General features: G+C 72.0%; 10 protein-coding genes. 5 read left to right on the top strand and 5 right to left on the bottom strand.

Going from position 1 to position 13102, the window contains the following annotated elements:
• Positions 1-264 precede the first annotated feature (264 nt).
• A complete protein-coding gene (locus tag R4Z63_RS03485) occupies positions 265-948 on the bottom strand; it encodes a hypothetical protein (protein WP_384455346.1) in 684 nt (227 codons plus the stop codon).
• Positions 933-1268, bottom strand: a complete 336-nt coding sequence (locus R4Z63_RS03480) for a hypothetical protein (protein WP_384455382.1) — start codon at positions 1266-1268, stop codon at positions 933-935. Before R4Z63_RS03480 ends, R4Z63_RS03485 begins: the two co-directional genes overlap by 16 nt.
• A 91-nt stretch (positions 1269-1359) precedes the next feature.
• On the opposite strand from R4Z63_RS03480, the gene R4Z63_RS03475 reads away from it, so the two are divergent.
• Together R4Z63_RS03475 and R4Z63_RS03470 are read left to right on the top strand one after the other, a co-directional pair.
• On the top strand, positions 1360-1491 hold the full coding sequence (locus tag R4Z63_RS03475; RefSeq protein WP_384455343.1) for a hypothetical protein: 132 nt from the start codon (positions 1360-1362) through the stop codon (positions 1489-1491).
• Between the two features lie 117 nt (positions 1492-1608).
• Positions 1609-2694 (top strand): AfsR/SARP family transcriptional regulator, encoded by a 1086-nt coding sequence (locus R4Z63_RS03470; protein WP_384455340.1) that lies wholly within the window; start codon positions 1609-1611, stop codon positions 2692-2694.
• Here R4Z63_RS03470 and R4Z63_RS03465 read toward each other — a convergent pair whose 3' ends face one another.
• Positions 2695-3360, bottom strand: coding sequence for a cutinase family protein (locus R4Z63_RS03465; protein WP_073905331.1), 666 nt, complete (start codon positions 3358-3360; stop codon positions 2695-2697).
• A 156-nt stretch (positions 3361-3516) separates the two neighbouring features.
• Here R4Z63_RS03465 and R4Z63_RS03460 point away from each other — a divergent pair, with 156 nt between their 5' ends.
• Positions 3517-5283: a PLL family lectin gene (locus tag R4Z63_RS03460; RefSeq protein WP_384455333.1), complete on the top strand. Its 1767-nt coding sequence runs from the start codon at positions 3517-3519 to the stop codon at positions 5281-5283.
• Positions 5284-5385: 102 nt separating this feature from the next.
• Here R4Z63_RS03460 and R4Z63_RS03455 read toward each other — a convergent pair whose 3' ends face one another.
• Together R4Z63_RS03455 and R4Z63_RS03450 are read right to left on the bottom strand one after the other, a co-directional pair.
• Positions 5386-6417, bottom strand: coding sequence for an alpha/beta hydrolase (locus tag R4Z63_RS03455; RefSeq protein WP_384455512.1), 1032 nt, complete (start codon positions 6415-6417; stop codon positions 5386-5388).
• A 53-nt stretch (positions 6418-6470) separates the two neighbouring features.
• Positions 6471-8927 carry a penicillin acylase family protein gene (locus tag R4Z63_RS03450; protein ID WP_384455510.1) on the bottom strand — a complete coding sequence of 819 codons (2457 nt, stop codon included), beginning with the start codon at positions 8925-8927 and terminating at the stop codon, positions 6471-6473.
• Between the two features lie 230 nt (positions 8928-9157).
• On the opposite strand from R4Z63_RS03450, the gene R4Z63_RS03445 reads away from it, so the two are divergent.
• Positions 9158-10729 carry a DUF8189 domain-containing protein gene (locus tag R4Z63_RS03445; protein ID WP_384455507.1) on the top strand — a complete coding sequence of 524 codons (1572 nt, stop codon included), beginning with the start codon at positions 9158-9160 and terminating at the stop codon, positions 10727-10729.
• A 25-nt stretch (positions 10730-10754) separates the two neighbouring features.
• Positions 10755-12785 carry a DUF8189 domain-containing protein gene (locus tag R4Z63_RS03440; protein ID WP_384455504.1) on the top strand — a complete coding sequence of 677 codons (2031 nt, stop codon included), beginning with the start codon at positions 10755-10757 and terminating at the stop codon, positions 12783-12785.
• Positions 12786-13102: the final 317 nt, after the last annotated feature.

Here is a 13102-nt window from a genome sequence, read left to right as displayed (position 1 = left end):
TCCGAGGCAGCGGCTGTCGGGGGCGCTCAGAAGAAGCCGAGCCGCTTGGGCGAGTACGAGGCGAGGAGATTCTTCGTGTGCTGGTGATACACGCCTCGCGTGCCCTCTGACCAACGGAAACGGCCAGGATTCGGCCATGCCGTGGGTGGCTGGTCCACGTATGGCCCGGATCTTGATCGGCAGGGAATGGGCCTCTGGCGAATCGCCCGTAGCGGCGGCGAGTCGGCACGCAACCGGCGGCACCTCTCCGTTGACCTCACGGCGTCACCTCCTTGGTGAAGTCGGCGTGGCGAGCTCGCGGCGCTCAGCGCTCTGTCTCGCGGTGGGGGTAGTGCTCGGGCAAGCCATGAGGCGTGGGGACCGGTGTTCTGCCGGGCCCACGGTGCCTATCTTGCGACGTCGGGTGCCGCGCTCGGGATTGCCCCCGGCCTCGCCCGGCGCATGGCCATCGCTGCTGCAGTAGGCGCCGGAGCGATGCTCCGTGCCACCGGTGCCAGCCCTGCCGAGCTTCGTGGCGGTGCGGTCGGCCTCACCGTGCCAGCGCCATGCGTCGCCGTCGCCTCCGTCCTGGGCGGCCGTCACCGCGGTGTGCAGGCACAGGCTGCCGAACGTGCCGCGCAGCCGGTCGCTGCCGCCCTCCAGCTGCGGGCGCAGGATGTCGGCGGCATCCGCCACCATCCGCAGCGCCTCCTCGGTGTAGCCGCTGACCCGCAGCCCGTTGCCGATGATCCAGGCCGCTGAGGCGAGCGCGATCGGGTCGTCGGCCTGCTCGGCGGCCATCCGGGCGCGGTCGACGATGACCCAGTACAGCTCGGGCTCGACGATGGGGGCCACGTACTGCTGGGCGAGGGCGTAGGTCTCGGAGAGGACCACCGAGGCCCGGCGCTTCTCGGCGCCCTCCGTGGCCCGCACCGTGGCGTGCCCGGCCTCGATCAGGCGGGGCAGCACCGAGGCGACCGCCGTGCGCTGGTCGCGGGCGCGATGCCAGACGTCCCACGCCTGCCGGACCCGCCCGGCCAGATGCCCGACGTCTTCCGGCGTGCCGGCCGCGGCGAACAGCGGCGCGTGGATCGCCGACGCAGCGCGCCCACGCCAGGATGGGTGACCTTGCCGCCGTCGTACACCGGCACGGAGACATCCGCCTGAGGCAACTCGTTGACGTCCTGGCAACCCAGCACCCGGGCGAGCTGCACGATCATCGCGAGCGACCGGACGGTGCGCTCCCCGCGCTCGACGTTCTTGACCCAGTCCTCACTCCGGCCGACCAGGCCGCCCAGCGCCGAGCGGCGGAGCCCGCGATACTCGCGGCGCCTTCAACAACTCGCCGTCTACCGTCATCTGCACATTGTCATCAGGCATATGAGCCCCCTCAGCAGCTTCCTCACCCTTCTCGGGGAGGACCCCTCGGCCGGCCCGTCCTCGCTGCGGGGCGAACTGGACGACTACGGCCCCGACAGCGGCGACGGCGAGCGGGACGGCGGAATGGAGTGACGCCGTAGATCGCGCGTGTCACTCCGGATCGTTCCGGATGCCCCGCCCGGCGCTCCCCGTCCTACCGTGTCGACGGCGCCCACCAGACCCGACCAGTCCGGAGCCCGGGGAGCAACGATGCCGACGACTACCACCACCGCCCGCCGTCCCGCCGCCACCGCCCTCGGGCAGTGGGAGCGTCAAGTGCTCTCCGCGGTCGGCTGCGGCCTGCGGGACGACGAGATAGCCGACGCCCTCGCGATCCCCGAGGACGCCGTGGCCGAATTCATCGCGCGGATACTCGTCACCCTCCGGCTCCGCGACCGGGCAGCGGCCATCGTCCACGCCTTCGACTGCGGCCTGGTCGTCCCCGGCCGTGGCACCCGTACCCAGCCGGTGAGCTCGGCGCCCCGGCCGGCCGGCCGGGCGACCGGTCCTGCGGTGCGGATCTCCCTGCTCGGACCGGTGCGGGCGTGGCACGACGGGCGGCCGCTGAACCTGGGGCATCCGCGCCAGCAGGCGGTGCTCGCGACCCTGGCGCTGTGCGCGGGGCGGTCCCTGAGCCGGCAGGAACTGCTCGACGACGTCTGGGGCACGGAGCCGCCGGTGGCGAACGTGGTGCCGGTGTACGTCTACCGCCTGCGCAAGACCCTGCGCATCGGTGACAGTCCCGGCTCGGTCATCGAGCACGCCCGGCACGGATACCGGCTCGTCCCGGGCGCGGTCGACGTGGACGTGACGCGGATGGAGGAGCTCCTCGTCGGCATCGGCACGGCCGAGCGCGCGGGTGAACCGGCCGAGGCGGTCCGCCTGTGCGCCCAGGCCCTCGACCTGTTCCGCGGGGAACCGCTGGCCGGTCTGCCCGGGCCGCTCGCCGAGCTGGAGCGGCTGCGGCTCACCCGGCGCAGGATCGCCGTCGTCCAGCGCAAGGTGGAGTGCCAGCTGCGGCTCGGCCAGGATGCCGAGGCCATCTCCGAGCTGTTCGCCCTGTCCGCCGCGCACCCCCTGGACGAGCCGGTGGCCGCGCTGCTGATGCGGGCGCTGTACCGCGACGGCCGCCAGGCCGACGCCCTCACCGTGTTCGACCGGGCCCGCCGCGGCCTCGCCGACGAACTGGGCGTCTCCCCCGGCCGGACCCTGCGGCGGACGCACGAGATGATCCTGCGCGGTGACGAGATCGGCCTCGGCCTCACTCCCTCGGCCGGTCGCACCGCTTTCGCGTGATCACCAGGACGCGGGATACCAGGCGCCGTTGTACCACTGCTCGTTGGCGACGTCGTTGTGGAAGTCCATGTTGAAGTCGTTGGGGTAGTTCCTCACGTGGTTGCCGGGGTAGGTCCAGATTCCGGCGGACTCGTCGCACACGTAGTCCCAGTGGCAGATGGTCTTGACCGGCACATTACCGAAGAACCGGTCGGCACCGGCCAGCGGGGCGCCGACGATTCCGCCGAAGGGGACGGATCCGCCGTTGGCGCCGGGATTTCCCTGCCGCTTCGGGTCGGCGATGAGAATGGCGTTGACATTGCCGAACGTCTGCCAGTTCTCGGTGACCCAGATGTGGACGACCGCAGCGCCCAGCGAGTATCCGCCCATCTTCACGTGCTGCCACGGGCACGCGGCCCGCTGGTCACGTACCAGTCGGTTCAGCTCGTTGACACCGGCCCGGGCGCTCGCGCCGTTGGGAATCTGGGTCGGATATCCCACGTGCTGCTGGATGTTGCCGGAGAAGCCGTCGTTGTTCCACGAGCTTCCCGTACCGCCGACGACGATCGTGTACGTGCCCTCGCACGGAGCCGTCGCCGCCGCCTGCGCCGTGGCGCCCTGCGTCACCGAAATCCCGGCCGTCAGCAGAATTCCGGCCAGCGCGGCCTTGATCCTCTTCGCTCGCATGTCGATCCTCCCGTGTGTTCGGCCTGCGTGCAACGAGATTGGCAGCGGCCGATGACATCCCGATGAAACGCGCTCGGGAATCGATTCCATCGGCATTTCATCGGTGCCTCCTACTGTCGGCCGCCGACCACCTGAATGCATGACGGAAGGCACACGATGAGAGGAACCGGCTTCACACGCGTGCTCGGCAGACTGGCCTTGCTGGTCGGCGTCTGGGCACTGGTCGTCGGGTTGACGGCCTCGGTCGCCGTGGCCCTGCCCGACCCCGGACCGGCCCCGCGCGACGACCACTACGGCGTCTCCCGGTACTTCAGGGGACCGGACGCCCTGCCCCTACCGACCGAGCCCTGCGACCCGGCCGGCCCTTCGGCCGCCGACGGCATCATGGCCGGCCAGCTCAACCCCCAGCTGGGGGCGCGGATGGCGGGCCTACTGACGCCCTACAGGATGTCCTGTGCGCGGATGGTCACCAAGGCGGTCAAGGACCGGGGACTCAACCCGAGGGCCGCGGCCATCGCGATCGCCACGGTCATCGTGGAGACCGACATCAACAACTACTCCCAGGCCGTCGACTACACGAGCATCGGGCTGTTCCAGCAGCAGGACTGGTGGGGCAGCAAGGCGCAGCGGCTGGACCCGGTCTACGCCACCAACGCGTTCCTCGACGCGATGGAGGACATGTTCCCCGGCGGCTCGTGGAACGACGTGGCGATCGGGGACGTGTGCTGGCAGGTGCAGCGGCCGCGCGAGGACCTGCGGTACAAGTACGGCCTGGAGGCGGGCGACGCCGTGATCATCGCCAACGCGCTCTGGTCCGGGATGAGCACGGGTCCCCGGCACCCGTACGGCTCCGGGCGGGTGGTGTCGGGCCGGTCCGCCGACGGACGCCTGGAGGCCTTCGCGGCGGGCGCCGACGGCGTCTACCACTCGTGGCAGAACGAGGTGAACGGCGGTTGGGCGCCATGGCGGTTCGCAGGCGGCCCGGGCGACGCCCAGCTGGCGGTGGCCGCCAACGCCGACGGCCGACTGGAGCTGTTCGCGCTGTCGGGCAGCACGCTCGACCACATGTGGCAGACCGGGCCCAGTGCGGGGTGGTCCGGCTGGGCGACCTTCGGCACCGGCGGGTACCGGCTGGCGGCGGGCAACAACGCCGACGGCCGTATCGAGGTGTTCGCCTCCAACGCCGAAGGCGTGTTCCACCGCTGGCAGACCGCGCCGAGCGGCGGCTGGTCCGGCTGGACAGGGACCGGTGGTGGCCCGGCGAACGCGCGGCTCGCCATGGAGAACGCGCCCGACGGACGGCTCGAGGTGTTCGCGCTGTCGGACTCGACCTTCGGGCACCTGTACCAGATGGGCGTCAACGGCGACTGGTCCGCCTGGGAGCACTTCGGCGAGGGCGGGCACGCCGTGACCGCGAGCCACAACCAGGACGGCAGGCTGGAGGTGTTCGCCTCCAACGCCGGCGGGGTGTTCCACCGCTGGCAGACCAGCCCCACCACATGGTCGGAATGGACGGGCACGGGCACCGGGGGGCTGCCCAACGCCGAGCTGGCCACCTCGCGGTCGGTCGACGGCCGGGTGGAGGTGTTCGCGATCAACACCGACGCGGCCAGCCACTCCTGGCAGACCGCCCCCAACGCGCCCTTCTCGCCGTGGGAGAACTTCGGCACCGGAGGCACTGCGATCGGCGCGAGCAACAACGCCGACGGCCGCATCGAGGTGTTCGGCACCAGCAGTGCCGGTGTCTACCACCGGTGGCAGACCGGGTTCGCCAGCTGGTCGCAATGGGGCTGGCTGAACGGCCCCGGCCCGGCGGTCGGCAGGCCCGCCGCGCCCGCCCGGTCCGCCGCCGCGCCCGCCCGGTCCGCCGCCGCGCCCGCCCGGAGCGCGCCCGTCGGCCGGCCCGTACCGGCGGTCGGCTAGACGTGTCCGCCGGCGGACCGTACAGGCCCGCCGGCGGATGGTGCGAGCCCGCCGTCGTCCCGTACCGCTCGTGCGGTACGGGACGACGGCGGGCTCATGGCGTCAGGAGGCGAAGTGCCTCTCCAGCCGGGGAACCAGGTCCCGGAGGTCCTCCTCCCAGCAGCCGGCGTTGTGGCCGCCGTTGCACAGGGTGCCCCAGCCGGAACCGTCGCCGTAGTTCACGTAGTGGTACGACATGCCCAGCGCGTCCATGGCGTTCTTGACGTGCTTGGCCGCGCCCTCCAGCCAGAACTCCAGGTCGGTGACCGAGCCTCCGCCGTTGCCGACGTAGATCGAGACCCCGATCCCGCCCTGCTTGATCCGGTCCATGTGCTGCGAGGGGTCGACCTCGTTGAACCGCCAGTCGGCGTTGAACACCGGGTACGGCGAGCCGAACGCGGCGTCGCTGTCCACGGAGGGCTCGTAGGCGACGAGGGAGGCGACGACGGCCAGGCGCAGGTCCATGGACCGCACCGACAGGTCGATGTCGCCGGACAGGGACGCGGTCTGGCTGAAGAGGTCCGGGCGCGCCTGGGCGTAGTGGAGGGCTCCGAACCCGCCCATCGAGACACCGGCGACGGCCCTGGCCTTCTTGGTGGCGATGGTCCGCAGGTTGGCGTCGATGAACGGGATCACCTGCTTGAGGTGGAAGTTCTCCCAGTTCTGGGCACCGGCGGCGGTCTTCTGGTTGAGCCAGTTGGCGTACCAGCCCCGGGCGCCGCCGTCCGGGATGACGGTGATCATCCGGTCCGACATGCGCAGCGCCGGATAGTTCTGCTGGATCGGGTCGTCGGGTGATCCGTGCAGGAAGTACATCACCGGATAGCGCCGGTTCGGGTCGTCGTAGTAGGTCTTCGGCAGGATGATCTTGATGTGCTGTTCCTCCGCGACCTCGGGCGTGGTCACGGTCAGGTAGAACTCGGTCGCGTCGCCCGTCGCCGTGCCGACCTGCGTCAGGCCGAACCCGTTCGCCATCGGGGGCGGCGTGCCGTCGTCGGCGGCCTGTGCCGAGGCCGCCGGTATGACCGTGACCACGGCCAGGACGGCGAACACCCATGCCAGCGCCGTGCGCCGGACGTTCGCTGTTCCTCTCACTGTGCTCCCTCTCTTGTGATGCTCTGTCTGCGCTTCGGATTCCGTGCGTCGGATCAGTCGAGGACCTTGACCACCAGGGCCGGTGACGCCGCGATCTGTTCCTCGGTGAACCGCTCGGTCACCCACTGGCCGGCCGAGAAGAGCCTGGTCTGGTCGGCGTGGTGCGGCGAGTTCGGGTCGGCCGACTGGGAGTAGGCCAGGACGGAGCGGGTCTGCGGCGGCCCTTCGGCGGTGAACTGGACCTGCTGGATGAAACTGGACCCGAAGACGACGTCCGTCTTTCCGTCGACCTGGCCCATGGTGATGACGTTGAGTACGCCCAGTTCGCCGATCATTCCGTGGATCGGAATCTGCTCGCCGCCGCGGGTGACCTTCTGGACGTCCGAGAGCGGCGCGTTCAACGGAATGCCCGCCCTGCGCATCGCGAGGACGGCCCGGCCGAACGCGTCGCGGACGGCGGAGCTGCCGGAGTCCAACGAATTCGGTGTGTGTACCGGGTCCTTGGGGTCGAAGGGGACCCGCCAGGGGAGCTTCTCGATGCCCTGTCCGCCCTGCAGGGAGGCCCAGTAGTTCGCGAATAGCAGGGAACCCCGGCTGTCCGCCGTGTAGTCGTGGCTCTTCCAGGCGGCCAGGATCGGGCACGCCTCGCTCACGTTGACCAGGGTGCCGTCCACGAGGATGAGCCCGAAGGGCACGCTCTTGCACATTGCCACGGTGGCGTCGAGGGCGAGGTCGGCCGCTCGGCTGTTGTCGGCGAACAGCAGCTTCCCCATGGTCTCCGAGGTGAAGCCCCTGCCCGGCAGCCCGTCCGTGCCGTCGATCCGCTTCCGGGCGGTCAGGATGAGCTCCTGGGTGCGCAGCGAGCGGGGTGCCTGGGCGTCGCCCATCACCCGGGGGAAGGTCAGCGGCTGGTCGGGGTTGGCCAGCCAGGCGCTGTCGTTGGCGTTGCCCACGAAGTCGTCCCGGATCAGGCGGGGTTGCTTGCGCGGGTCGAGGAGTCCCGGCGCGACCGCGTTCGGGTCGTCGGGCCAGTCGCACGCGCTCCGCTTGCCGTCGAAGATGGAGATCGGCGGCACGTTCGGCAGCCTCAGCGGCTGGTTGAAGAGGAGTTGGCCGGTCATCGTGAGACACGACTGGGCGTGCGCGTCGGTGATATTCGCGGTGGCCTGGATGTCCGCGTACAACGCCTTACCCTTGCGGTCCGCGGCGATCGTGTTGAAGAAGGGGACGCCCTGCGTGGTCTCCAGGGTGTTGACGACGTCTTCGACGTCCTTGGCCTGGTCGAGACGGAACCAGGTGTTCAGCGCCCGCAGGTTGTTCATGTTGACGTCGCGCACGGCGTGCGCGCTGACCACCCAGGGCAGCGACACCCCCTGCATCGACGTGGTGACGGGGCCGTACCGGGTGGACCACAGGGTCCTGGTGACCTTGCCGAGGGAGCCGTCCGACTTTCGCACGTCGACGGTGACCTGCTGCGAGGTCATCTGTTCCCAGACGCCGTCGACGAGGTACGTGGTGGGGTTGAGCGGATCCACCTGGACGTCGAAGAGCCCGAACGGGGCGACCGTGGCGACCGTGTGGCTCCAGGCGACGTCGTCGTTGTACCCGATGTTCACCGCGGGGAGTCCCAGGAGGCTCGCCCCGGAGACGTTGACCTTGCCCGGGATGGTGAGATGGCTCTGCCACATCCGGTTCTTGCCCTGCCACGGGAAGTGCGGGTTGGCCAGCAGCATGCCGGTGCCGCCGGAGACGCCCTGCGAGCCGACGGCCAGCGCGTTGCTGCCCATGCTCTGCTGCCGGCTCACCGCCAGCGCGGAACTGATCTTCGCCGCGGTCTCCTTGGGCGAGGACGCGGGTTTCGCGGGGGCGGACGCCGCCCCCGGGGGCGCGGCGTCGACCTGGCCGTCGAGGAGCGCGTCGGCGCTGCCCATGATGATCTCGGCGTGCGCGTGCCGGTAGACGTCGAGTTCCGTGATCGGCCGCACCCAGGCGGCGCCCCGGCAGGCCGGGTCGGTGAGGGCGTCGGCGCCCGTCTCGGACAGGTACCGGTTGTATCCCTGGACGTAGCCTCGGATGGCCTCCTTGACCTCGGGCTCCGGGCCGTCGGGGGCGGGCTGTGCGATCAGCCGCTCCACCACCCCGTCGTCCTTGATCCGCTGGAAGTACAGGTCGCTCTTGAGATTGGTGGTGGTGTTCTGGTTCTGGCCGGGGCTCGCCCTGCCGTCGGGCCCCAGATGGCGGGACCTCTGGGCGTTGACCATCAGATAGGTGTCGGCCAGGGTGCAGATGTTGTCCTTGGCCGCCGCGTATCCGTAGCCGGTGCCCAGGCCCTCCCAGTCCGAGGCGATGATGTGCGGGATGCCGTACTCGGTGTACCGGATGGTCGGCCTGTCCGGTCCCGCCGCCGGCCGGGTGGCGGCCGTGGAGCCCGTGGCGGCCATCGTGCTCATCACCGCGACGGCGGCCGCCACCGCCATCGGCAGCCTCGCTCTTGCTCGCGTCCGTGCCATCGGCCCGTCCTCCCCTTCGTACCGCTCCTCGTGCGAACGCGGTCACGCTAGGAAGGGGCGATGAAATCCCGATGATGGACCACCGCCGACGGGCGATCCGGTACCCGAGGCGGGGCCGGCTGTCACCCCGTAACCTTCCGGGGTCTCCGGGCCGTCGGGGCGTTGCTACGTTCCCTACCGCCCGCCCGCGCCACCCGGTCGGCGGCCCGCGCCCCCTGGAGGAGCTTCCTGTGCTTCGTGGACTTTCCCGCCGCGCGGTGAGCTCCGTGCTCGCGGCGTCGGCCGCCCTGCTGCTGCCGGCCCTGGTGCCCGCTGCGGCCCCGGCCGCAGCCCGGACCACCTCTTCCACCGCGTCCGTCCGATCCATCGTTCCCGCCGCTTCGGTCGCATTAGCCGCTTCCACCGCGGCGTGCCCGGCGGCGGGGCCCGTGTCCCAGCACTTCCACTCCGGGCACAACGGCGTCGACGTCGCCAACGGGGTGGGGACGCCGATCTACGCCGTGTCCGACGGCGAGGTGACCATCTCCGGGTACGAGCCGGGCTACGGCCAGTGGATCCGGATCCAGCAGCCCGACGGGCGGATCTCCGAGTACGGGCACATGTCCCGGCGGGACGTCTTCGCCGGCGACCGTGTCGTGGCCGGCCAGCAGATCGCCCTGATGGGTTCGGAGGGGAACTCCACCGGCCCCCACCTGCATCTGCGGATCTGGGGGGACTCGTCCGCCTCCTACGGCGTCGACCCCGAGGTCTATCTCGCCGAACGCGGCGTCGTGCTGCCCTGCACCCCGGGCACGGGGCCGCGGCCGAAGCCGCTCGTGTATCCGTCGGAGTCGGGCCGGGTCGTGTCGGCGCGGTCGGCGGACGGGCGTCTGGAGGTGTTCGCGGCCGGGGCCGACGGCATCCACCACGCCTGGCAGCGGGAGGTCAACGGCGACTGGTCGCCCTGGGAGTCGCTGGGCGGTCCCGCCGGCGCCGAGCTCGCGCTCGCGCCCAACGCCGACGGCCGGCTGGAGCTGTTCGCGCTCAACGGGACCACCTTCCAGCACCGTTGGCAGCTGAGCCCGTCCGGCGGCTGGTCGCACTGGGAGGGCTTCGGCGAGGGCGGCCGGGACACCGCGGCCGGAGTCAACGCGGACGGCCGCATCGAGGTCTACGCCTCCGGCCCGGTCGGGCTGTTCCACCGGTATCAGCTCGCCCCCAACGGCGGCTGGTCGGGCTGGGAGTCCACGGGCGGCGGCCCCGCCGACAGCCGTGTGGAGATGGGGAAGGCTCCCGACGGACGCCTTGAGGTCTTCGCCCTCAACGGCACCACCTTCCAGCACCGCTACCAGACCGCGCCCAGCGGCGGCTGGTCCGCGTGGGGCCCGTTCGGCGAAGGCGGCCACGACCTGACCGTCGACCACAACGCCGACGGCCGCCTGGAGGTCTTCGCCTCGGGTCCGGTCGGCGTGTTCCACCGGTACCAGACCGGGCCCTCCGGCTGGTCGGGCTGGGAACGCACCGGCGGCCCGGCCGACGCGCAGCTCACCAGCGAACGCACTCCCGACGGCCGCGTCGAGGTCTTCGCCATGAACGGCACCACCGCCATGCACAGTTGGCAGACCGCCGTCAACGCCCCCTACAGTGACTGGGCCCCCTTCGGCTCCGGCGGTACGGAGGTCACCGCCGCCTCCAACGCCGACGGCCGGATCGAGGTCTTCGGGACCAATCCCTCCGGAACCTTCCACATCTGGCAGACCGGGTTCTCCAGCTGGTCCGGCTGGGAGTGGCTGGGCGGCTCCCCCGGCCCCGGCCAGGGCTGACCGCTCACCCGGAGGGATCAGATCCGTGTTCCCGATCAGCAGACGGAGTGTGCTGCGGGGTGTGGCCGGAGCCGGGGCGCTGCCCCTGCTCGGCCTCTCCCCGGCCGTCGCCTCGCCCACCGGTGACGCCCCGGCGCCCTCGTGGGTCGGCGCGGGCCCCTTCGCGTACGTCCACGACCCGTCGACCCCCGCCGGCCCGCGCTATCTCAACGACCACACGCTGATCAGGGCGCGGGGCCGCTGGCACGTCTTCGGCATCGTCGGCGACAGCGCGCCGCGCGGCGAGGCGCCGGACAGCTCGGCGGAGATCTCCTTCGCCCACGCCTCCGCCCCGGGCCCGCTGGGTCCGTGGACCACTCACGCCGACGCCCTCACCATCGACCGGTCCTACTTCGGTGAGGAGCACCTGTGGGCGCCGCACGTCGTCGAGGCCGACGGCACGTTCTGGATGTTCTACGCCGCAGGCGGCGCGAGCGGGGCGGCCGTCAACCTGGCCACCTCGACCGATCTGTTCACCTGGACCCGCGTACCGTCCGGCCCGCTGTTCCGGGGCCTCGCGGCGCGTGACCCGATGGTGCTGCGGGTGGGGGACGAGTGGGTCATGTACTACACGGAGCTCTCCGCGCCGGGCGGGCACCACGTCGTTGCCCACCGGCGGTCCGCCGACCTGACGCACTGGAGCGAGCCGGGCGTCGCCTTCACCGACGCGAGCACGGACGCGACCGTCTCGGTCACCGAGTCGCCGTACGTCGTCCGACGGGACGGCTGGTACTACCTGTTCATCGGCCCGCGGGGCGGCTACGAGGGAACCGACGTACTGGCGTCGCGGGACCCCTTCCGCTTCGAACTCGCCGGGTACGCGGGGCATGTGGCCGGTCACGCCGTCGAGGTCATCGACGACGGGGGCACCTGGTACGCGAGCGCGGCCGGCTGGTTCCGCAACGGACTGTTCCTCGCGCCGCTCCAGTGGCGTGACACTCCGGTCCCGTGGCAGAGCCCCGACCACCCGGTGGCCGGGCTCGACGTGCACGGCCGCCTCACGCTGTTCGCGCTCGACGCCGCCGACCGCTCGATGCTGCGGCGCGTCCAGCTCGACCCGTACGGCGACGGCTGGTCGGAGTGGGAGCCGTTCGGCGGCCCGGCGGGCGCGGTTCCCTCCCTCGGCCGCGACACCGACGGGAGGCTGGAGGTGTTCTCGATCGCCCCGGGCGGCATCCACCTCAACCTCCGCGTGCAGAGCCCGGACGGCGGGTGGCACGACTGGGAGGGGTTCGGCGGCCCGGCCGGCGCCGCGCCCGCCGTCGCCCGTGACGCGGCCGGCCGGCTGGAGGTCTTCGCCCTCAGCCCGGGCGGCGCGTCCTTCGCACGGCGCCGGCAGCGGTCGCCCGGGGCACTGGCCTGGGATCCGTGGGAACCCGGCTTCGGTCCGGCGGCGGGCGCGCCACCTGTGGTCGCGGCGAACGCCGACGGCAGGCTCGAGGTGTTCGCCCTCGCGCCCGGCGGCGCCGGGATCGTCCACCGGTGGCAGGAGACCCCCGGCGGGCCGTGGACCCCGGCATGGCACCCGTACGGCACCGCGGCGGGCTCCGCGCCCCGGGTGGCCGAGGACGGCAGCGGCCGGCTCGCGGTCGCCGCGATCGGGCCGTCGGGCGTCGGGACCTTCACCCGGCGGCAGACCGCGCCGAGCGGCGGCTGGGACGCATGGCTGCCGATGTTCGGATGGAGCGCCGCCGCCCCGGCGTTCGCCGCCAACGCCGACGGCCGCCTGGAGGCGTTCTCGCTCGCTCCGGGCGGCGCCCGGCTGAGTCACCGCTGGCAGCTCGCTCCGGGCGGTGACTGGGGCCCCGAGCGGGAGTTCGGCGAGCCCGGCGTCCGGCTCGTCGCCACCCCCACGGCCGTACGCGACCCGGCCGGGCGGCTGCACGTCTTCGCCGTGACCGCCGCGGGGCGGATCCGGACCCGTGTCCAGGAGCGGCCGAGCGGCGAGTGGCGGCCGTGGACCTCCTTCGGCGAGCGTGCGGTGGCGCCGCTGGTGTCGCATGCTCCCGCTCTGTGAGCGGAGCGTACGGATCTCGCCACGTGAACGGTGACATAGGCCGCCTCCGGACACCTGTGAGGGCCCCGGACCCGGATTCCGCCCGCCGTTCACGGTGACGTTGCCCACCTTGTGCGGCCCCGGGCCCGGCGGCGGCGGCCGGCCCCGGCCCGGCCCGTCCGCCGCTCCGGCGGCCCGCGGACACGGCCCGTCTCCCGCTCTCCCCGGTGCACGCTCCACGTCCCAACTGCTCGGCGGAGGAACGGAAACAGTCCCACATGGCGGCTCATTTCACGGCGCCGACATGACCTGGGCCGGCGAGAAGGTCCCCGGCGGTC

Source organism: Streptomyces sp. PL-29, from assembly GCF_058344425.1.
The sequence above is the reverse complement of the archived record's forward strand: the minus strand, read 5'-3'. Positions and strand labels throughout refer to the sequence as shown.